The organism is Spirosoma sp., from assembly GCF_026391055.1.
Classification (GTDB): Bacteria; Bacteroidota; Bacteroidia; order Cytophagales; family Spirosomataceae; genus Spirosoma.
This window is the reverse complement of record NZ_JAPLET010000030.1, coordinates 398221-418816: the sequence shown is the minus strand read 5'-3', so window position 1 is coordinate 418816 and position 20596 is coordinate 398221. Positions and strand designations below refer to the sequence as shown.

At 51.9% G+C, this 20596-nt stretch carries 18 protein-coding genes; 9 read left to right on the top strand and 9 right to left on the bottom strand.

Annotation, left to right across the window (positions count from 1 at the left end; translation table 11 throughout):
* Positions 1-426 precede the first annotated feature (426 nt).
* Positions 427-1356 carry a DUF6607 family protein gene (locus tag NT073_RS30775; protein WP_297381831.1) on the bottom strand — a complete coding sequence of 310 codons (930 nt, stop codon included), beginning with the start codon at positions 1354-1356 and terminating at the stop codon, positions 427-429.
* 211 nt (positions 1357-1567) lie between these two features.
* On the opposite strand from NT073_RS30775, the gene NT073_RS30770 reads away from it, so the two are divergent.
* Genes NT073_RS30770 through NT073_RS30755 form a run of 4 tightly spaced genes read left to right on the top strand, consistent with a single transcriptional unit; the run spans position 1568 to position 4930 of the window.
* Complete coding sequence (locus NT073_RS30770) at positions 1568-3619, top strand: TonB-dependent receptor (RefSeq protein ID WP_297381829.1); 2052 nt, start codon at positions 1568-1570, stop codon at positions 3617-3619.
* 56 nt (positions 3620-3675) lie between these two features.
* Positions 3676-4050 (top strand): hypothetical protein, encoded by a 375-nt coding sequence (locus NT073_RS30765; protein WP_297381827.1) that lies wholly within the window; start codon positions 3676-3678, stop codon positions 4048-4050.
* Between the two features lie 12 nt (positions 4051-4062).
* Positions 4063-4269, top strand: coding sequence for a hypothetical protein (locus NT073_RS30760; RefSeq protein WP_297381826.1), 207 nt, complete (start codon positions 4063-4065; stop codon positions 4267-4269).
* Between the two features lie 28 nt (positions 4270-4297).
* Positions 4298-4930 carry an HmuY family protein gene (locus tag NT073_RS30755; RefSeq protein ID WP_297381824.1) on the top strand — a complete coding sequence of 211 codons (633 nt, stop codon included), beginning with the start codon at positions 4298-4300 and terminating at the stop codon, positions 4928-4930.
* A 115-nt stretch (positions 4931-5045) separates the two neighbouring features.
* Here the strand turns inward: NT073_RS30755 and NT073_RS30750 are convergent, their stop codons facing one another.
* The 7 genes from NT073_RS30750 to NT073_RS30720 all read right to left on the bottom strand — a co-directional run bounded on the left by NT073_RS30750 (position 5046) and on the right by NT073_RS30720 (position 10591).
* On the bottom strand, positions 5046-5576 hold the full coding sequence (locus NT073_RS30750; RefSeq protein WP_012930978.1) for a ferritin: 531 nt from the start codon (positions 5574-5576) through the stop codon (positions 5046-5048).
* A 107-nt stretch (positions 5577-5683) separates the two neighbouring features.
* Complete coding sequence (locus tag NT073_RS30745; RefSeq protein WP_297381821.1) at positions 5684-6082, bottom strand: hypothetical protein; 399 nt, start codon at positions 6080-6082, stop codon at positions 5684-5686.
* 50 nt (positions 6083-6132) lie between these two features.
* On the bottom strand, positions 6133-6999 hold the full coding sequence (locus tag NT073_RS30740) for an aldo/keto reductase (protein WP_297381819.1): 867 nt from the start codon (positions 6997-6999) through the stop codon (positions 6133-6135).
* A 110-nt stretch (positions 7000-7109) separates the two neighbouring features.
* Positions 7110-7967, bottom strand: coding sequence for a prephenate dehydrogenase (locus tag NT073_RS30735; protein WP_297381817.1), 858 nt, complete (start codon positions 7965-7967; stop codon positions 7110-7112).
* Positions 7968-8310: 343 nt separating this feature from the next.
* Entirely contained in the window at positions 8311-9483 is a 1173-nt protein-coding gene (locus NT073_RS30730; RefSeq protein ID WP_297381815.1) for an aminotransferase class I/II-fold pyridoxal phosphate-dependent enzyme, read from the bottom strand.
* Positions 9484-9738: 255 nt separating this feature from the next.
* A complete protein-coding gene (locus tag NT073_RS30725) occupies positions 9739-10311 on the bottom strand; it encodes an NUDIX hydrolase (RefSeq protein ID WP_297381813.1) in 573 nt (190 codons plus the stop codon).
* A gap of 19 nt (positions 10312-10330) precedes the next feature.
* Positions 10331-10591, bottom strand: a complete 261-nt coding sequence (locus tag NT073_RS30720) for a hypothetical protein (RefSeq protein WP_297381812.1) — start codon at positions 10589-10591, stop codon at positions 10331-10333.
* A 694-nt stretch (positions 10592-11285) separates the two neighbouring features.
* On the opposite strand from NT073_RS30720, the gene NT073_RS30715 reads away from it, so the two are divergent.
* A complete protein-coding gene (locus tag NT073_RS30715) occupies positions 11286-11981 on the top strand; it encodes a hypothetical protein (protein WP_297381811.1) in 696 nt (231 codons plus the stop codon).
* 100 nt (positions 11982-12081) lie between these two features.
* On the opposite strand, the gene NT073_RS30710 is transcribed toward NT073_RS30715, so the two are convergent.
* Positions 12082-13020, bottom strand: a complete 939-nt coding sequence (locus NT073_RS30710) for a nucleoside hydrolase (RefSeq protein WP_297381809.1) — start codon at positions 13018-13020, stop codon at positions 12082-12084.
* 188 nt (positions 13021-13208) lie between these two features.
* Between NT073_RS30710 and NT073_RS30705 the strand changes: the two genes are divergently transcribed.
* The 4 genes from NT073_RS30705 (at position 13209) to NT073_RS30690 (ending at position 20546) form a co-directional block, all read left to right on the top strand.
* Complete coding sequence (locus tag NT073_RS30705) at positions 13209-14864, top strand: M28 family peptidase (RefSeq protein ID WP_297381807.1); 1656 nt, start codon at positions 13209-13211, stop codon at positions 14862-14864.
* 196 nt (positions 14865-15060) lie between these two features.
* Positions 15061-16362 (top strand): TolC family protein, encoded by a 1302-nt coding sequence (locus tag NT073_RS30700; protein WP_297381805.1) that lies wholly within the window; start codon positions 15061-15063, stop codon positions 16360-16362.
* 2 nt (positions 16363-16364) lie between these two features.
* Complete coding sequence (locus tag NT073_RS30695; RefSeq protein WP_297381803.1) at positions 16365-17324, top strand: efflux RND transporter periplasmic adaptor subunit; 960 nt, start codon at positions 16365-16367, stop codon at positions 17322-17324.
* Positions 17325-17363: 39 nt separating this feature from the next.
* Positions 17364-20546: a CusA/CzcA family heavy metal efflux RND transporter gene (locus NT073_RS30690; protein ID WP_297381801.1), complete on the top strand. Its 3183-nt coding sequence runs from the start codon at positions 17364-17366 to the stop codon at positions 20544-20546.
* The last annotated feature ends 50 nt before the right edge of the window (positions 20547-20596 follow it).

Sequence of the window (20596 nt, the reverse complement as noted above, 5' to 3'; positions counted from 1 at the left end):
TCTATTTCGTAAGTGGCCCCTTTTTAACTGCGGTCATTTGCGTTTTCTCAAAAACCACCAAAGAATCACGACAAGTATAATAATCGTCAGGATCGGCACAATAAGGCCGCCTTTGTAGACGGTGCCGTAATAATCACCTGGAGCCGGTGGAGTTTGTCTGGACGTGTTCAGGGTGTCTGGCGTTAAGGATGTTGGCTATACAAACGGTACATTCAGCTGAATGCAATATATGCATAAAATCATCTTTCTCTGCCTTTGTGTTTAACTGTCAAGCACTTTAATCCAGCTGAATAACGCGTTTACTGATTCGATAGATAGCCTTCTTCCCGTTTGGCTGCGTACAAAAAAATGGGTACTACAGCTCCGAACAGTAGCACCCAGTTTAATTATACCCGACAGGACGGGCCGACACATTGATGATTGATGTTACTTCAAATATTTCTCGATCGTCTGCCGGATGAGCTGCCGGCTTGAGACTGAATTATAAGTTGCTTTTTGGGTTGTCTCGGCCAGCTCATCCAGCTCACGTCCCAGCACCTGACCTTTAACCTGACCCTTCAACGCTACAGTGCTTCGATTAGCCAGCACTTCACTCCATACGTTGCGGACATCGACCCAGTAGGCCCGGTTCTTTGTCCACCATTCTTTCGCCACTTTGCATTTTGCGTCGTCCGTACGCTGGTAGGTGTTCAGTCCTTTTTCAGAAGCCAGCAACTGGTCGCCTGCTTCGGAACGAATGATTTTGTCGTTGTCCTGTTCGTGGATGTAGCCGTCCGGGCGGATTTCGTGGTGGTTGGTTCGGCGCATTACGTTGTAATCTGTCCGTTTGGTGTATTCACGGCGGGGGAGGGGCGCATCGACCGTACTTTCCCAATAAGTGCGCCCATCGACATGCACCCAGGTGGCCGAGCCTTCATATCGGGGGCTGTCGTCAACTTCAAAGACTTTCTGAGTCCATTGACCTTTAGCCTGCTCGGGCGTTAGCTTCACCCGTTTCCAGGTAGCATTCTGATCGAACCTGAGCAGGCTTGTATTCTGAAACTCCCAGTCTTCCCGCCAGTGCTTGATCACCATCGAATCGCCTACTACGAGTAAGTGCTGAATAACCAGTTTCGTCGGGCGATTGGCAGGGCCAACCTGTTCATCGACGAGAACCAGCTCGGTGCCTTTGGCCGTGTATCTGTCTTTGAACACGTAGTTTTTATCCGGGGCAAACGTCTCGGCGTATAGAAAGCTAACATCATGACAACCGCATTGGCTCTTAATTGCCGCAATGTCTTCAGCCTTTGGTGTTTGCTGTGCCTTCAGCAAACCAATTGTCAGTAAAAAAACGGGTAGTATAAACGATGAGCGCATAAGAAAGACAGGTTTTATAGTTATGTAGCGATGCAGCAAAGGTATTGTTATTTAGAATCTTTACAAATAAAATAGGTATTTGTTTGGACAAATTCTAAATAGAGTCTACGTTTGTGACATCGATTCAGCCGATGCCAGCCGAGTGGCTCTGCGCTTGAGAGGCTTTACAACCGTTGCTATGTCTTTGTTTATACTACTTACGCTATCGCTTATGCAGCCAGCGCCGAAGGATACCCTCAAAGCCAGACCTATCGATGAGGTTGTGGTTACGGCAACGCGTGCAGAGCGGCCCATGGGTGCACTGCCCTTGCCGGTTACGGTGATTAGCGGGAAACAGATTCAGCAGATGGGCAGTCTGCGGCTCAACGATGTGTTGCGCGAACAGACGGGGTTGGCCGTTGTTACGGATCACGGACAGGGAATTCAGGTGCAGGGCTTCGGGCCCGATTACACCCTGATTCTGGTCGATGGTGAACCCGTCGTGGGGCGAACGGCGGGAACACTCGACCTGACGCGGCTCGCCGTTGGTAATATTAAACAGATCGAAGTGGTTAAGGGACCGTCATCCAGCCTGTATGGTTCCGAAGCGCTGGCGGGTGTGGTAAACATCATTACCCAAACGCCCGGCGAAACAGATATGCGGGCTAAAGGCAGCTTGTCGGCACGCTACGGAGCGAACAAAACCAGCGATTTTTCGGGGGATATTACCAAACAGTGGGCGGTTGGCCAATCGGGTAAACTGAGCGTTTATGCCTTTGGGAATCGGTATCAGTCGGTGGGCTATTCCCTCATGGAAGGAAGCCAGACTGTGGCGCCGTTCACCAATTATACCGGCAGCGGCCGACTTACATACACGCTGTCGCCAACCCTAAAGTTATCGGTGTCGGGGCGCTTTTTCACCGAGAACCAGTCTAATGCGTTCATCGTTGGTCAGACTACGCAGGTGTCGGGCCTCGGAACGGTTCGTGATTATTCCCTGAACCCGGTTCTGACGCAACAGCTCAGGCCGGATTGGAAAATGACCTACCGATTCTACCGAACCGGTTATTTAACCGAAACGAACCTGCGCTACACGGCCGGTCAGGAAGCTTACGATGCCAGCTTTTTCCGGCAGACATTCAATCGTCCGGAAGTTGTAACCGAACGGATTTTCAATCCAAAGAATATACTGATCCTGGGCACCGGCTTCATTGCCGAAACGGTCGAAGCAACCCGTTACACCGACCGGAAGCAGTTCAACACCACCTATGGTTTCGTGCAGTATGAATGGATGCCCACGCTTCGCTGGACGGTTATTGCCGGTGGACGCTACGATGCCCACAGCCAGTATGCCAGTCAGTTTAGCCCTAAGCTGTCGGCCCGGTACGCACTGAGTTCAGGCATTGCTTTGCGGGGCAGTGTAGGGGTTGGCTTTAAAGCCCCCGATTTTCGGCAACTGTACCTAAACTTCGATAATGCCGTAGCTGGGTACAGTGTCTTTGGAACGCAGGAGGCAGCCGCCGGGATCGCCCGCCTGAGGCAGCAGGGGCAGATTGCCGACATTGTGCTCGACCCCGCCCGGTTGTCGGCCATCCGTGCCGAACGGTCGGTGGCCTATAACCTGGGGGCGCAGCTTAAGTCGCCGGAGCTACCCCTGACGGTGAGTCTGAATTTGTTTCGTAACGACGTTCGTGACTTGATTGAAACGCAGGTGATTGCCCGCAAAACGAATGGGCAGAATGTATTCAGCTACAACAACCTGAACCGGGTATTTACGCAGGGGGCCGAACTGGAAAGTAGCTGGCGCTGGGCCGTTGGTACCGGCTACCTAACGCTTAGTGGCGGCTACCAGTACCTTGTTGCCAAAGACAAATCGATTATAGGCAGAATAAAGGCCGGAACGGTTTACCGACGCAATCCCGAAACGCTGGCGAGTGAGCGGGTGAGGCCAGCCGAATACGGCGGCTTGTTCAACCGCTCCCGACACATGACTAACCTGAAGTTTTTTTATGAGCAGCCCAAAAAAGGCTTTTCGGCCTCATTGCGCGCTATTTACCGAGGGCGCTACGGCTTTGCCGATCGTGACGGCAACCTGATTCTGGATTCCGATGCCGAGTACGTCCAGGGGTATATGCTCTATAACCTGTCGGCGGCCAAAACGTGGAAGTCAATTACGTTACAAGCCGGTATCGACAACCTTACGGGTTACACCGACCCGGCTTATATACCCAACCTGGCCGGGCGGCTTTGGTACACAACCCTGCGGTGGGCCTGGAAGGCCTGATGTAAGGAACTGTAGAAATCATAAAAATTATTGTAAACCCCAAACGCTCACTGCTTATGAACTGCCAGTGTCATCTTTTATCCGATTCTGCCCATGGCCGCATTACCCTTTACGATCGGCTGAAGTCCGACCATGCCGACCCGGTTACTTCACTCAGCCAGGACGAGTACAACATAACGCTGGAGTTTAATAATATCACGCAATGGCTGTGTTATGAGGATTTTTTGGCTCTGGAGTGGAATGTTCGCAGTATCGATACATCCGCTTATTTCGAAGCGCATCCGTACGAAGAGCGCATCCACTTGAGCACACCATCCCGCTTTCTGACGTTCAGCTTCCGGGTTCACGAACTTCTCGAACTGCGGAAAATGCTAAGCAGGGCAGTGGCACGGCTACACTGGTTCGAGGTATTGCGAAACGCCCGCAATTAACCCCTTTACGGTATGAACGTCCTTGCTTTTCGAACTAACATCAACACCGACGAACGGGTGCATCGGGCGGCCTGCCGGTTATGCAAGCTCCGGACCATCTGCCGCTGGAGCATCGACCTGGAAGACTGTGTGCTCCGGGTCGAATCTGAATCCCTTACCGAAACGGATGTCATTCGCCTGCTGACGAAGGCCGGATTGCAATGTGATACACTTACTTAATCCCTATTTACCAACAAATCAATCAATTATGCGTATTTATTATGTACTTCTGGCGGTTTGCCTGAGCACCGCTTTCATTTCCTGCAACAGTGAAGATAATCCGGTTGTGGTACAACCTTTAACGGCTACGACCGTCCGGGATTTAGCTGCCGATCCAACCAGCATGACGTCGGCCAGCGGGCAACAGCCGGTTGCTGCAACCGGTAAATTCACCCTGTTCAGTTTCAAAGACAATAAACAGGTCGCGAACACCGATTCGGCAACGAATAAATGGGACGTTGGCTTTCGGGGAACAATGATTATTGTAAACGGTGGCGCAATCCGTACCGGGCAGGGGGGCGCTTACGTGCATACGGGAACGTTTGATGAAATATCCACGGTGCCCGCGTCGGCTACGTTTGCACAGGACCAAAGTGCTACGCAACTGGCTATAACGGCAAGCTCGGGTAAAGGCTGGTACAATTACGAGCCGACGACAAATATTATTTCGGCCATACCCGGCAAAGTACTGATCATTCGCACGGGCGATGGCAAGTACGCCAAGATGGAAATACTAAGCTATTATCAGGGGGGGGCAATAACACCAACGTCGACCAATGTAGCCCGATATTATACGTTCCGATATCTGTATCAACCGGATGGAAGCCAGATACTAAAGTGAGAAAATGGCTTCAACAAACGCTATATCTTGGAGATATGGCGTTTGTTGAAGCCATTTTAGCGCAAAAACCCACCTTAAATGGGTGGGTTTTGCATATATCCGGCTAACGAAGCAATTACTCGAAGGGATTGCCGTCGTAGGTAACGCTGGCTAGTTTTTTGTCGAGGTAGTAAACCTGATCCGATGGAATCTGGTCGATGAGTTCGAGGCAGCGACGGGCAATGTATTCCTCTTCCATTTGTTCCTTCACGTACCATTTCAGCAGCTCTTCGGTTGCGTAATCACCTTCCCGACGGCAAATGCCAATGATTCGATTAATGGAATCCGTTACGGCAATCTCCTGATCGAGGGCACCTTCAAACACCGAACGAAGTGTATCGAACTCCTGACTGACGGCTGGAATCTCGGGCGAAAAAGCCGTGCCGCCCTGGTCGCACAGGTAATGAAAGAGCTTCATGCCGTGCTTCCGTTCTTCTTCCGACTGGTTGTAAAAGAAGCCTGCACAGTGGTCGAGACCATTGCGGTCGCACCAGCCAGCCATGGCCAGGTATTTCGACGATGAAATCATTTCCATCTGTATCTGCTGGTTCAGTGCCAGCTCAACGCTTTCCTTTACGGAACTGCGTAATCGTGCCAAGTCTTTCATAATGAGTGACTGTTTGCGGTGAGAAATTTATGGTAACAAAACAACGAAAAAAAACCGACTGTTGTTAAACAGTCGGTTCAATTGTAGAAAACCTGAGGTAAAGTCTATTAAACGTAATTAGTCATTGAACAGCCGCATTCCCGCAACATTGAGTTCAGCTCCAGCATAAGCCGGGCACCGGCAAGCAATTCCCGCAAATGCACGACCTCACAAAGGGTGAGCACATAACACCGCTCAGAACGGGGCAGTGTCAGGATTTCAACATCGTCGGCTGCGGCTGTGCTTAATGCCATTTGCCTAAGGTCGACCGTTTGGACCATGCGCCGGAACTGGGCAAAATCGCGAGCCGATAGATAGGTATGTGTATCCCAGAATTCCAGTACCAATCGATTACTGGTATCGCACTGATAAACAGCACCTTTATCAGTGCGGAATACTTCCTGAAGTGTTGTCGTTACGTCCTTACTCACCGTTGCTCTAAATGGATGAACAAAGATACAACGCATGAATTAGTTTAGATAGTTTCTAAACAATATTTTTAGTCAACGACTGATGCTTACTTAGGTAAGGGCATATCCTGAAAATCTTCATCCGTCAGCTTAATGGTAGCCGCTTTAATATTCTCTTCCAGGTGTTTTACGGATGAGGTTCCGGCAATGGGCAACATGACTGGTGATGCAGCCAGTAACCAGGCTAGCGCGACCTGATAATCTGTAGCACCGTGGCGTTCTGCAACTTTTTTAATCGCATTTTCGGCGGCTACATCACCGGCATTGAGTGGGTACCAGGGGATAAAGGCGATGTTGTTCTGCTCGCAGTATTTCAGTACATTATTCCAGCGTTGCTGCCCGAAGTTGTACATGTTCTGAACAGAAACAACCTCGAAATATTGTTTGGCCTCTTCAATCTGCTCGATGCCAACTTCCGACAAACCAATATGCCGGATTTTACCTTGTTGCTGGGCTTCTTTCAAAAAACCGAGGAATTCCTCAGAGGGTACTTTATCATCGAAGCGGTGAAGCTGATACAGGTCAATCCGGTCTAATTTCAGGCGTTTCAGGCTGCCGTTCAGGGCTTCTTCGAGGTGTTTGCGGCTCCCATCGACCGGCCATTGGTTCGGGCCTGTGCGCAGCAAACCACCTTTTGTTCCGATAACCAGACCATCCGGGTAGGGGTGCAGGGCTTCGGCAATTAGTTCTTCCGATACGTGCGGGCCGTAACTGTCGGCAGTGTCGATAAAGTTGATGCCCAGTTCGAGGGTACGGCGCAGCACCCGAATGGCTTCATCGTGGTCTTTAGGTGGTCCCCAGATGCCGTCGCCGGTGATGCGCATGGCTCCGTAAGCCATTCTGTTAACGGTTAAATCGCCACCGATAGTAATTGTACCGGCCTGTAGAGCGGGTTGTTGATCGCTTGCTTGCATGAGTGTTTCTTGTTGTTGAATAAGCAGTCAGGATACTGATTTCCTAAATACTGTATAGTAACTAACAGAAACACGTTTTGGATAAGTTGCATTATCAAGTTTTTGTGATGTTACCGTTTCTCAATCCCATCCAGTACGCGCCGGATGACGTTGGCCCGCTGCATGAAATCGAGAGAATTGGTTACGTCCTGATCGTCGATGATTTGCTTGAACTGCTGCAAGAAGTCGATGTAATCGGCCAGCGCCTGCGATACGTTTTGCCGGTTCTGGTCGAAGATAGGTGCCCACATGGCGGGCGAGCTTTTGGCCAGCCGCACCGTAGAACTGAAGCCGGTACTGGCCATGTCGAAGATGGCCTGCTCGTCTTTTTCTTTTTCCAGTACCGTCAGGCCAAGGGCAAAGGCACTCACGTGGCTCAGATGCGATACGTAGGCGAGGTGCAAATCATGCTCCTGTGGATTCATGTAAAACAACTTCATGCCCACATCCCGAAACAGGCTTTCGGCAAGGGTAAGGCTGTCGGGGTGACTTTTTTCGCGGTCGCAGATGATGAGGTTTTTACCAAACAAAAGTTCTTTGAAGGCGGCCCCCGGTCCAGAGTTTTCGGTACCTGCCATAGGGTGAGCGGCTACGAACTGGGCCCGTTTGGGATGGGCATCGGCCACGTCGCAAATAAGCCCTTTAGTGGAGCCCAGATCCAGGACGGTTGCCCCCGGCGGCAGGTGATCGAGAACGGCGGGCAGCATGTCGATGATGACATTGACAGGTGTTGCCAGTACGACCAGTGTGCTTTGGGCAATGGCTTCGGGTAAAGGCATTACGTCGTCTACAATGCCTTTTGCCATTGCCAACTGTCCATTTACGGGCGATGTATCGACACCGATGAACCGCATTTTCGGGTATTTTTCACGAACGGCCAGCGCAAACGAGCCGCCGAGTAAGCCTATTCCAATTATACTGACAACCATCTGAACCGGGATTTTTATGATTTTTTTAACAGGCTATGATCAGCTGAATAATAGCCTAATTATGCTTTGCTGCCAGGCTATGATTAGCTGAATAATAACTTGGTTTGTGATTTTATGAGCTGTTATATAGTGCTGCTACTCGTTCGAAAGCTGATAATCAGTTCGGTTAATTCGGAGTATTTACATTCTGACTTTATTATCTATGTGATTGTCTACAGATTGCTTCAATTGGCTGCAATCAATAGTAGATCACCGCAAAAACAAAGTTATTCAGATCAGGATACATAAAGGCCTGATCATTAGAAACAACCGAATCAAAGAAATAAAATCATAGTCTATCAGGTCAATTATACCAATCCGGGTTTAGCCGTCTTATTGCCTCTTCAATACGCTCCTTCGGCATACACAGCGACACCCGCACGTACCGATTTCCTTTTGGCCCGAAAATAAAGCCGGGGGCAATGAACACATGTTTGGAAACGAGCAGGTCGTTGACCAGATCTTCCGCAGATGCTACCGAGTCGGGGAGTTTGGCCCAAATGAACAGACCCTCCTGATCGGTGGAGTAGGTGCAGCCCAGTGTATCCAGAAACGCGTGAATGGCATCCAGCCGCCCCTGATACACGGCATTGCGTTCCCGATGCCAGTCGTCGGAATTGGTGAGCGCTTCGGTAGCCGCGTCCATCAGGGGCTTAAACTGCCCTGAGTCGACGTTACTTTTGATGGTTAGCACGGCATCCACGTAGGCTTTGGCGCCTGCCATCCAGCCAATCCGCCAGCCCGCCATGTTGTGCGACTTGCTGAGGGAGTTCAACTCAATAGCCACGTCTTTAGCGCCATCAATGGAGAGCAGACTAATCGGTGCTTTTTTGTTGAGGATCAGGCTATATGGGTTATCGTGGCCAAGCAGAAGTTTATGGTCGTGGGCAAAACGAACCGCCCGCTCAAACAGGGCACGGGTAGCCGGTGCGCCAGTGGGCATGTGCGGGTAGTTCATCCATAGAATTTTCGTCGGGTTGGCCGACACTAAATCGGTCAGAGCTTCCCAGTCAGGTTGCCAGCCGCCATGTTCCAGCAGCGGGTATTCGCGGACGGTTGCGCCCACCATCGCGCTTACTGCCCGGTAGGCGGGGTAGCCCAGTTCAGGAACCAGCACGCCATCGCCCTCATTCAGAAACGTTAACGAAATATGCGTAATGCCTTCTTTTGAACCGATCAGCGGCAGAATTTCGGTGTCCGGCTCAAGCGCGACGCCGTAGGTATGCCGGTAAAAATTGGCAATGGCCTGCCGCATCCCCGGCGTGCCTTTATACGGTTGATAGCCGTGCGAAGTCGGTTGCTGCGCCGACTTGATCAACGCATCAATTGTATTGGCCGAAGGCATCAGATCGGGGTTACCAATGCCTAGGTTAATAATATCATGGCCAGCCGCCAGTAAACGACGAACTTCGGCCAGTTTTACTGAAAAATAATATTCCTGCGTTTGGTCAGCGCGTTGGGCGAGGGGTATTATCACAACCGAGATTTTAACAAGATTTGAAGGATTTTCAAGATTAATGACATTGACTCATTGAGAGCAATACCATTAGGTAATAGCAGTAAGGATAGTAGATGCTGATGAATTTTGGGACAACAAAGATACGGGTGTAATCAATTTGTCGACGCTAAGGGCTATCAATAGATTACATGAATGTTCGCATCAACTGCTGTATTATAGTATCTTGTACATCATCGTTTATGTCATCAATCTTATTTAATCTTTTAAATCTTGCTAGAATCCCGCAGGGCCGCCCGTGCGGTTTAGGAGGTATTTCAACAAAGGGGCCAGGTGCAGCGACTGCATCATCTCGCCTGTGTTGATGATTTCCAGTGCCCGTTCGGGTGAGACAATGTGTACGGTTATCTCTTCCGTCGACTCCAGCTGTTGGGCCTGTTTCAGCTCGACACCCGTGGCTAGATAAGCGTAGGTTACGTTGGAATGCGTGCCCGGATTGGCCGAAAGCGTCATGAGCAATTTCCACTCACCGCCACCAAAACCCGTTTCTTCCAGCAATTCGCGCTGGGCGGCTACGAGCGGTTCTTCATTCGGGTCGACCACACCCGCGCAGAGTTCATAGTGAACCCCCGCAATGGCATGGCGATATTGCCGGATCAAGACCAGTTGATTGTCGGTTGTGACGGCAACGACATTAATCCAGCTAGGGTATTCAAAGACAAAATAATTGGGAATGGTCCCGCCATTTTTCATGCGGATGGCGTCTTTCCGAACGGTGAACCACGGTAGATTGTGGATGTATTCCGATTGCTCGACCTGCCAGGGTCGTGGGTCATTTTCGTGAATCATACCGTAAAGGTAGGCAGACCTATCGGACTAATTCATCCGCAAAGCGCAGGTATTGCTCCCAATCGTAATCCGTTACATCATGTTTTTCGGTTCGGTCATAGTAGCGAACGGTTTTACCAATGGGTTTATCAACGGCCGGAAAAGATGTTGTACCCAGCCCGGCTTTGCCGTACAACTGGTAAACCGGTTTGGTATGAAGCGCACCCAGAAGCTCCCCCTTCAGGTCCGACCATTGGTCCGCCGTCAGCACTGGCCATGTACAGCGGTCGTTGAGCGACAAGGGCCAGTAGCTGCTCGTGCTGATCGACGGGTAAGTCGGTTACGCGTTTGTTATAGGTTTTGTGTTGAGGGGCAAACCAGTGCGAAAAGCTGGTGTTTATTCGGGCAACGGTTTCGCCGTACCAGCATCGGGCCTTTCCGTTGCCTTGTTTTTATAAACAGCGTCGAAGAAAATGGGCACCTGTTTATGGACAGCCAGCCCATTCAGCGCTGAGGCATCGACCGAAGTTGTCTGAAAATGCAGCTTAACGGGGTTGGCGGTTATTTGACCATATCCATTTTCAGCAAACAGGTTTAGGCGTTTGGCCCGCCGGTTGCGCCAGTCAGCTTTGGCCTTAACCTCTTTCCCAGGCTCGTTTTTTAGTGGATCGGGCAGGGTTTAGGTACCCACTTTAGCTTCGTCATAGTTACAGCCTTCGGGGCCTTGTTCGTTGGCAAAACGATTCGAATGCAGGATAAGCGGTGAAAGGAACAAGAGTCGACTCATAAACAGATTTGAGAAAAGCTTGCCCCGTACAGGCAAATCAGCTGTTCTTCATACCTGTAGTAACGTTTTGTAAAGTACTGACCGTCGATGCGTCGAACCGTCGGTACTACATGAAAGTTTTCCGACAAATCATATTAACCACCCTGTACAGTTCGTTGTAAAGAGGATTTTGCGTTTTGCCGATTACGTTCGAACAACCCTTAACCTGATGAGGAACACCATTGCCCTGTTTGCTGCTGCGTCATGCCTTTTCTTTTCGTCCTGCCAGCGTCCCGTGGCGTATTTTCAACCAACAGCGCACCCGGCGGCTTCCAGGCTCGTCACAAAAAGAGCGGAGAGTAAAGAACATAAGCCAACGGATGTTGCCCCAACGGATGTTGCCTCAACGGATGTTGCCCCAACGGATGTTGCCCCAACGGATGTTGCCCCAACGGGTGAGGTTTCTATTGAGCAGACAAACTCCCTTTTGGTAGAGGAAGGAGAGCAATCGACTATGCCAATGGCTCAGGTGCCAAATCCGGCAAGCCCTGCCGTCGCCAGCCGGACTGTACAATCTGGACAAACGACGGCCAACCGTATAGAACACCGGATGCAGCGGGTTAATACACTACTGTCGGTACTGGAAACGCGTACAACCGATCAGCAGCCGGGACCAAAGCCCAAGAAAAAATTGAAGTTAGGGAATCAGATTCGGCAGAGTCTGGGCATGAAACTACGTCCCGAGCTAAACTGGTGGCAGCGCATCAGCTGGAAGCTGAAAGCGTCGGTATTCGTCATTCTGGTAGCCGTGGTATTCGCCATCCTGGGCATAACCACGCTGGCCCTCATTTTCGGAATATTAGGGGCACTGCTGCTCATCAGCGGCCTGAAACGGTCGTTTAAAGTGCGCAGACCCTGGTTTTGATTGTCGATGGCCATGAGACCGTGGCCAGCTATGGTGTCAGTTTTGAGAAACTGACACCACACGAGCTTAGTCAATCATGTTAACCTTGTCAAAAAACACTTTACGGCAGCACCTTCACGGCGTCGTAAATCAGTTGGATGTATTTCGCCCGGTCGATGTCATACACAAAATCGACGTTTGGCGCTTGCTTCAGCACATTGAAGAAATCGACAACTGTGGTGCCAGCCGTTAACGTACCGGCCACTTCCACATCGACATAACAGAGTTTGGTTGTGAACATCGACGGGTCGATCAGCCACGCGATGGCACAGGGATCGTGAAGGGCGGCCCCACCTTCCAGCTCGGGACGTTCGCGCCGGTAATAGATCGAAAAGAAATCCATCAGCTCGGCCACCACCTTACCCGACTTATTGCCAATGGCTCTGAATCGGTCAATGTCTTCCTGAAAGACCAGCGCTTTATGCGTCACATCGAGTCCGCACATAGTAATCGGAACGCCCGACTTGAACACGATGGCGGCCGCTTCGGGGTCGACGAAGATATTGAATTCGGCCGTGGGGGTAATATTTCCCCGGAAAGCTCCGCCCCCCATCAGCGAGATACGTTCGATCTTCGGTTTGAGGTGCGGGTAAGCCAGCAGAAATGTAGCAATGTTGGTGAGCGGGCCGGTTGGAACGATGGTTATTTTCTCGTCACTCCTGGCCAAAATCTGCGCCATCGCTTCAATTGCCGACAGCGGTTGGTGCTGTAAGGTTGGTTCGGGCAATACAGGGCCATCCATTCCCATTTCACCGTGAACATTGTCGGCGATGATCAGCTTGCGAAAAAGGGGTTTGTCGGCTCCCCGGTAGACCGGAATATCGGCACCAATCAACTCGATAATACGCATCACGTTTTTGAGCGTTTTTTCCTGCGTTTGGTTTCCCGCCGAGCTGGTAATCGCTTTGATATCGAACAGGCCGCTGCCAAATGCCAGCAGTAACATCACAGCATCATCGTGGCCGGGGTCGCAGTCAATAAGTACGGGGATTTTATTCATGATCGATCAGTTGAGACACATATCTCAAGAAGTGAATACCGGCTGTGTTCCTTTGTGGGGCGAAGATACAATCGTTTACTCCGTTGAATCATTTAATCACTATATACCACGGAAGTGACGGTAAAGTTTGATCTGGGCGAACCGTCGCTTATTTTAGCTATTTGTTCTGTTTTCGTCACTCCGCCAACATGCGTTTTTCTCTTTCTCTTCTGTGTAGTCTGTTTGCTGCTCATGCAGCCACGGCTCAGTCAAGTGATATTCCAGCCGATGCCCAGCGCGTTGTTCAGACCGTACGGCCCGACGCCATTCGTAACCACATGCGTATTCTGGCAAACGACTCGTTGAAAGGCCGCAAGCCCGGAACACCGGGTTTTGCCATGGCGGCCGAGTATGTGATGGCACAGTTTAAAGCCCTTGGCCTGAAACCCGCCGGAGAAAATAATACCTACAAGCAGAATGTACCGCTTCGGCGGTGGGCTGTGCGCGAGGATAATAGTACGCTGGCGCTGATTTTTAATGGAAAGGAGCAATCCCTTGCCTACGGGAAACAGTTTATTTACAGCCCAGCGCCCGATCATGCCACCAGTGATCTTACCGCTCCGGTCGTGTTTGTCGGCTTTGGCGTTACCGCGCCCGAACTGGGGTACGATGATTATACCGGCATCGACGTAAAAGGGAAAATTGTCGCCTTCCTGAACGGGGCACCGTCTACTTTTCCATCCAACCAGCGGGCGTATTATTCGTCGGCCAAAGCCGAGAACGCCGTGGCGCACGGGGCCATTGGTACGCTGGCGTTCAATCTGCCTACCGACTTGCGTAACCGTATTGAAACGGCAGCACCCCGCGCCCGGCAGGGTGTGTATCGTTGGGTGGATAAGCAGGGACATCCGCAGCGTACCTACCCGGGTATACAGGCTTCGGCTTCGCTGAGTGATTCAACCGCCCGGCTGCTCTTTGCTAATGCGGGCACCCCCATCCGGGAGATGTTTGCCAAGGCGCAGAAAAATGTGCCTCAGGCATTCCCGCTCAATGTGTCGGTACATATGAAAGCGCAGACCGATGTGGTGGAGGACGTAGCCGGACTGAATCTGGTGGCGATGTTACCCGGCTCCGACCCGGTACTGAAAAATGAGTACGTCGTGTTCGTCGCCCACCTAGATCACCTGGGCATTGGTCGGGTCGTGAAAGGTGATTCGATTAATAACGGTGCCCACGACAACGCATCGGGTGTGGCCATCAACCTCGAAACGGCCCGCTTATTTGCCTCACTGCCCAAAGCGCCCCGTCGTTCGATTTTGTTTGTGGGTGTTACCGGAGAAGAAATGGGACTGCTGGGTTCGGATTATTTCGCCAGTAACCCGACCGTGCCGAAGAGCAATATCGTGGCCAATTCGACGCTGGATATGCCGTTTTTCTTCCATCCGCTGCTCGATATTGTCCCCTATGGCGCGGAGCATTCGAGCCTGAATACCCCGGTTAGGCAAGCCGCCGGGTTTCTGGGAGTAGGCATTAGTCCTGATCCGATCCCTGAGCAAACCGTATTTATGCGCAGTGATCACTTCAGCTTTGTACGGCAGGGCATTCCGGCGCTGTTCATCAAAAGTGGTTCGCAAACGGGTAATCCCGACCTCAACGGAACCAAACTGAACCTCGACTGGCGGGCCACTATCTACCACACTCCACAGGATGACATGAACCAGCCATTCGACTTCAATGCGGCAGGCAAACATGCCCAACTGCAATTTCTGGTCGGCTATCTAACCGCTCAGGCCGACCAGCGCCCGGTTTGGAACAAAGGCGATTTCTTCGGAACGAAGTTTGGGAAAGCTGATAAACGTAAGTAACAAACAGGCTGTTTTCGCAGGAAACAATCTGGTAAACAGATTACTGAGATCGTTAGGGTCCTTGCCTCATAGGTCAACCTTATTTTGCGACTAAGTATATTTAACTATTTTTTAATTGCTATTTTACAGTGTTTTAATCGCAATTTTACCGTTTTAGGGCACCTGAAGTGTTAGCCTATTGAGGCCCTGACAACGAATGAATCTGCGAAAATTAACCCTATATCTTGGGTGTATGGGTGCCGGTTTCATGGCATCTGCCCAGACGACGCTTACCTTGCGGCAAACGCTGCAGCAGGTACGCGAAAATAGTCCGGCTTTGCGTGTTGAACGGTTAAACGTCAATGCGGCTCAGGCCGATCAGGTAACGGCCAACTTGCGGCCAAACCCGGTTTTAAACAATCAGACCCTTTTTCAACTGGCGCAACCAGCGGGTGTATCAGTCCCGATGCCCGGCGCTGAAGGGGTTAGCGTGCTGAACCGTCAGCGCCGGCAGTTCTGGCTTCAGGCTACGAAGGAATTCGATATTCATAACAAACGGTTGTATCGAAACCGCTTTGCCGAAGCCAGTACCAATCTGGCAGTGCAGAGCGTGGCCGAAACCGAGCGGGGCATACTGTTCGATGCGGCTAACCGGTACCTCGATGCGTGGTATGCACGTGTACAACTGGCGCTGCTCCAGCGGGCTAAGGCTAACGTCGACACACTGGTGCAACTGAATAAGGTACGGCTTAAAAATCTGGTCATTACCGAAACCGACCTTACCCGGACACAACTTATATCGGATCAGTACGACATCCAGACCCGCACGGCCCAGCAGGACGTACGCAACCGACTGAACGAACTGCGGCTCGTGGTTGGTGTGGCCGATAGCATCAATGTGGCGCTGAATGACTCCATTATCAGTCCTGCTTTTACAAACCCGCTGAGCCTGTACCCGACGATAACCGCCAGCGCCGACAGCCTGTTGCGGATCGCGGCTACGTCCCGAACCGACGTGCGTGTGGCCGAAGCCAATTTGGAAACGGCCCGGCGTAATGTCGACCTTCAGCAAGTACTGGCCAAACCTCGTAACGAAGCGGGCTTGATCTGGAACCCCCAGAATGCCGTGCCCTACGCAGGCGTTTTCCTGACCCTCGAATTGCCGGTCTATAGCCGCAATCAGGGTGAAATACAGAAGTCGAGGGTATTACAGGAACAGGCCGGGCAGGCCACTAAACTGGTACAGGCACGGATACGGTCGGAGGTAGAAACGGCTTATCAGTCCTTTGCCACCAGTCGTCAGAACATCGACCGCTATGTAGGTATCCGGCGCGATGCCGACCGCGTGCTGGCGTCTGTCCGCTATGCCTATTTGCGTGGAGCCACCACTCTAATTGACCTGCTTCAGGCCCAAACGTCGTGGTTCGATACCCAAACCGCCTATTACCAAGCCCTTTATACACACCGCCAAAACTACGTCCGGCTGCTGTACGCAACCGGGCAAATCAACACGTACTGAGTATGAAATTTCATTCTGTAGTCTTACTGGCTCTCCTGACGGTTGCCTGCAAAAACAAGCCCAAGCCGGTTATTACGGCTCCGCCCCGCCCAACCATCAGTACCGATGGCGTCCGTATCAGCTTTCCGGATTCGGTGATGATGCGAGCATTCTCGACGCAGCCTGCTCGTTCGGGAGCTATCCATACCGAATTTTCGGCTCCTGGTCACGTAGCGGCCATGGTGGTGCGGTCAAGTGAAAATCCGGCGGAGCGGCTTGTGTTATTCGATGATTCGGGCCTGTCCGATAACTATACAGCCATTTTGCAACACCGGATCAATATTCAGACGGAGCGTGGCAATCTGGAACGGGTGAAGGATTTACAGGCACACGGGGCCGCTTCGGGCAAGGAGGTGATCGAAGCGCAAACCCAACTGGCCAACGAAGAAGCCGCCATTATTTCGGACGAAGCAACGCTTAAACTGGCGGGTTTCGACCCCGAAGCGCTGCGTACCGCACGGCCCAACACCATTCTGGTTGTCTGCGAAATTCCGGAGAATCAGTTTGGCAGCATTCGGCGCGGAATAAACTGTACGTTAAACTTCACTGCTTTTCCGAACGAGCGGTTTGCCGGTCGGATCGACAATGTAAATGATTATGTGGATAACACCACCCGCCAGATAAAGCTGCGTATTTCCGTAGCTAACCCAGATGGACGACTGAAAGCGGGCATGTTTGCCACCGCCGAATTTGGGATAAAAGAGTCAGGACAATATATAACCGTCTCGCGCGATGCCATCGTAACCGTACAGGGACGCGATTACGTCTTTGTCCGAACCGCTCCTCAGGTGATCGAACGGCGACCGGTCGAACTCGGCCAGCAGCGGGAAGACCGGGTGGTGGTGCAAAACGGCTTGAAAGAAAGCGACCAGGTAGTTACGGCCAACGTTCTGCAACTGAAAGGCTTAAGCTTTGGGTATTGATGTCTGGGCCAAGCGGGAGCTTGGCCTAGACGAAACGAAATGATTCAGAAACTAATAATATTCTCCCTCAAAAACCGCTGGGTCATCGTTGGTCTTGCGGTGGCGATTATGGGGCTGGGGTTATGGTGCTTCAAACTGCTGAAGATTGAAGCGTACCCCGATATTGCCGATACCAACGTCATTGTGATTGCCAAATACGATGGCCGCGCGGCTGAGGAAGTGGAACAACAGGTGACGATCCCTATCGAGCGGGTACTCAACAGCGTACCGCACGTTACGGATCGCCGGTCGCGGACGATCTTTGGGTTATCTGTCGTGCAGTTGAACTTTGACGAAACCGTTACCGATTACTTCGCCCGCCAGCAGGTTATGGAACGGCTCACGGGCGCGCAACTGCCTGATGGCGTCGCACCCGAACTGGCCCCGCTGACAACCGCTGTCGGTGAAATCTATCGCTATGTCATTGAAGCTCCGGCCAGCATGACGCCCATGCAACTGCGCGATTTGCAGGATTGGGTAATCATCCCGCAACTGCTCCAGGTTCCCGGTCTGGCCGATGTAACGACTTTCGGTGGGCCTATCAAGCAGTATCAAGTCATACCGGATCCGGCCAAGCTCCGCAAGTTCAGTCTGACCTTGCAGGATGTGATTGATGCCGTTCAGAAAAACAACCAGAACACGGGTGGCAACGTCATTTCGCGCGGTGGACAGGGTTTTGCCGTGCGGGGACTGGGTGCACTTAAATCGCCCGACGATGTACAGAACATTGTCCTGAAGGCCAATGAGGGCGTGCCCGTTCTGGTGCGCGACGTGGCCAGCGTCGAAATCAATCCGCCTTCGCCATCGGGTATTTTAGGCTATCGGATTCCGGACGAAAAGCTGGACGTGGTTGGGGCTACCGAAGGGATAGTTCTGCTGCGTCGGGGTGAGAACCCAAGCGAGGTGCTGGAGTTACTCAAGGAGAAAATCGCCGACCTCGAAGCCCGCGAATTGCCCAAAGGGGTTCATCTGCGAATACTGTACGACCGGGGCTTTTTGATCGACCACTCGCTGGAAACGGTGGCGCATACGCTTATCGAAGGGATTTCGATTGTTGCCATTCTGCTCGTGTTGTTTCTGGGTAGCCTGCGGGCGGCTCTAGTCGTAACAGTCACCATTCCGTTTTCGCTGCTGTTCGCGTTTATCCTGATGAAACTAGTCGGTATTCCGGCCAACCTACTGTCGTTGGGCGCTATCGACTTCGGAATCATCGTAGACGGAGCCAGTGTAATGGCCGAACACCTCATCAGGCGATACCGATCTTCCGGCCCAGCCGACCGAAATCAGGGTATCGTGAACGTGACGGCCCGCTCGGCAGGGGAAGTGGCGCGGGAGATTTTCTTCTCCGTCACTATCATTATTCTGGCTTATATGCCCATTCTACTGATGCAGCGGGTTGAAGGTAAACTGTTCAGTCCAATGGCGCTGACGTTATCCTTTGCGGTAATTGGCTCGTTGATTTGTGCTCTGACGATTATTCCGGTGCTCATTTCGTTCGCTTTCCGTAAGGCACTCGCACCGGATGGCAAGCCGCTAAAAGAGCATAAAAATTTCCTGCTGTCGCCGTTGGAAAGGGGGTATCAGTGGTTATTGAAATCGACGCTGTTCAAAGCACCAGCAGTCGTTGTGGGTGTGGGTATGACGGTTGTGCTGGTCATGATTGGCTTTGGTCTGAAACTAGGTACGGAGTTCCTGCCCGAACTCGACGAGGGCTCTATTTTCATGCGGGCCTTCATGCCGTCGGGCATCACGATTCAGGAAAATGCGAAGATTGCGCCCAAGATTCGGGAGATCATCAGCAGTTATAAGCCGGTCAGTTTTGTCATCACCCAGTCGGGGCGCAACGACGACGGCACCGACCCCTTTCCCACCGACCGGACCGAAATTCTGGTGGGCCTGAAAGATTACAGCACCTGGTCGGATACGATTTCGAAAAAAGAAATTGTGCGCTCTATGCAAAGCAAATTGCAGGAAGCCTTTCCGGGCGCGTTCTTTTCATCGGGTCAGCCCATCATCGATCAGGTGATGGAAATCGTGACCGGCAGCGCGGCCGACCTGGCTATCTCGGTCGTCGGGAATGACCTGACGTTGATGCGGGCCAAAGCCGATAGCATTGCGGCTCTGGTAAAAGGCATGAACGGAGCCGTATCGGTAAACATTGAGCAGGAGGGACCACAGGACCAGTTAGCGATCAATATTAACCGCCCGGCGGCCGCCCGCTATGGTATTAACGTGGCTGAAATCGAGAACATGATCGAAGCGGCCATTGGCGGTAAAGCTATCGGAAATATTTACGATGAAGCGAAACGCTATGACATTGTCGTGCGCTTCACCCCCGAAAGCCGGGGTAGTATCGACGCGATTCGGTTATTGCAGGTGCCTTCGGCCACAGGGGCGCTGATTCCCATGAGCGAACTCGCCGATATCCATTATGTGCAGGGCCAGACGAATATTTACCGGATCAACGGCAAACGGATGGTGACGGTCAGAACAAACATTCGTGGCCGCGACCAAGGCGGATTTGTGAAGGAGATCAGCGAGAAGGTACGCCAGCACGTGAAAATTCCCGAAGGCTACAGCGTCATTTACGGCGGTCAGTACGAAAACCTTGAACGAGCGGGCGGTCAACTGGCCATTTCTATCCCGCTGACCATTGTCGTTGTGTTCTTGTTTCTGTTCATGCTCTACGGCAACGTCCGCGATACGCTACTAACACTCACCTGTCTGCTGTTTGCGCTGGCGGGTGGTATCGGAGCCTTACTGTTGCGGGGGTATAATTTCAACGTATCGGCGGGTGTGGGCTTCGTGTCGATCTTCGGTATTTCGGTGATGGCGGGCGTTTTGCTCGTATCGGCGCTAAACCGAAACCTGATGAGTAGTTCAAAGTCATTGAAGGACGTTACCATCGAAACGGCGCAGGAGCAGTTTCGGGCCATTATGGCGATCATGGTGGTCGCGATCATCGGTCTGGTGCCAGCGGCTATCTCAAGCGGTATCGGCTCCGATGTGCAGCGTCCCCTGGCGACGGTCATCATCGGTGGTCTGACCACGACGCTGTTTTTCGCCCCGCTGATCATCCCGCCCCTGTTCTACCTGGTTAACCGCAAACGTCCCCGCCCAGCTCCGCTGGATTCGTCGGGGAACCATGTACCAGAACCGATTGAGGAAGGTACGGAGATTTAGTGTGTCGAATTGCAACCCTGAAAGGGTTAACAGTAGATAACCCCGGGCGT

Excerpts from the sequence above, each read along its gene's own strand:
- NT073_RS30745 (WP_297381821.1), bottom strand. The coding sequence starts at position 6,082 with ATGCGTTGTATCTTTGTTCATCCATTTAGAGCAACGGTGAGTAAGGAC.
- NT073_RS30735 (WP_297381817.1), bottom strand. The coding sequence starts at position 7,967 with ATGGTTGTCAGTATAATTGGAATAGGCTTACTCGGCGGCTCGTTTGCG.
- NT073_RS30775 (WP_297381831.1), bottom strand. The coding sequence starts at position 1,356 with ATGCGCTCATCGTTTATACTACCCGTTTTTTTACTGACAATTGGTTTG.
- NT073_RS30760 (WP_297381826.1), top strand. The coding sequence starts at position 4,063 with ATGAACGTCCTTGCTTTTCGAACTAACATCAACACCGACGAACGGGTG.
- NT073_RS30750 (WP_012930978.1), bottom strand. The coding sequence starts at position 5,576 with ATGAAAGACTTGGCACGATTACGCAGTTCCGTAAAGGAAAGCGTTGAG.
- NT073_RS30765 (WP_297381827.1), top strand. The coding sequence starts at position 3,676 with ATGAACTGCCAGTGTCATCTTTTATCCGATTCTGCCCATGGCCGCATT.
- NT073_RS30710 (WP_297381809.1), bottom strand. The coding sequence starts at position 13,020 with ATGAATAAAATCCCCGTACTTATTGACTGCGACCCCGGCCACGATGAT.
- NT073_RS30705 (WP_297381807.1), top strand. The coding sequence starts at position 13,209 with ATGCGTTTTTCTCTTTCTCTTCTGTGTAGTCTGTTTGCTGCTCATGCA.
- NT073_RS30740 (WP_297381819.1), bottom strand. The coding sequence starts at position 6,999 with ATGCAAGCAAGCGATCAACAACCCGCTCTACAGGCCGGTACAATTACT.
- NT073_RS30695 (WP_297381803.1), top strand. The coding sequence starts at position 16,365 with ATGAAATTTCATTCTGTAGTCTTACTGGCTCTCCTGACGGTTGCCTGC.
- NT073_RS30770 (WP_297381829.1), top strand. The coding sequence starts at position 1,568 with ATGCAGCCAGCGCCGAAGGATACCCTCAAAGCCAGACCTATCGATGAG.
- NT073_RS30690 (WP_297381801.1), top strand. The coding sequence starts at position 17,364 with ATGATTCAGAAACTAATAATATTCTCCCTCAAAAACCGCTGGGTCATC.
- NT073_RS30715 (WP_297381811.1), top strand. The coding sequence starts at position 11,286 with ATGAGGAACACCATTGCCCTGTTTGCTGCTGCGTCATGCCTTTTCTTT.
- NT073_RS30725 (WP_297381813.1), bottom strand. The coding sequence starts at position 10,311 with ATGATTCACGAAAATGACCCACGACCCTGGCAGGTCGAGCAATCGGAA.
- NT073_RS30755 (WP_297381824.1), top strand. The coding sequence starts at position 4,298 with ATGCGTATTTATTATGTACTTCTGGCGGTTTGCCTGAGCACCGCTTTC.
- NT073_RS30700 (WP_297381805.1), top strand. The coding sequence starts at position 15,061 with ATGAATCTGCGAAAATTAACCCTATATCTTGGGTGTATGGGTGCCGGT.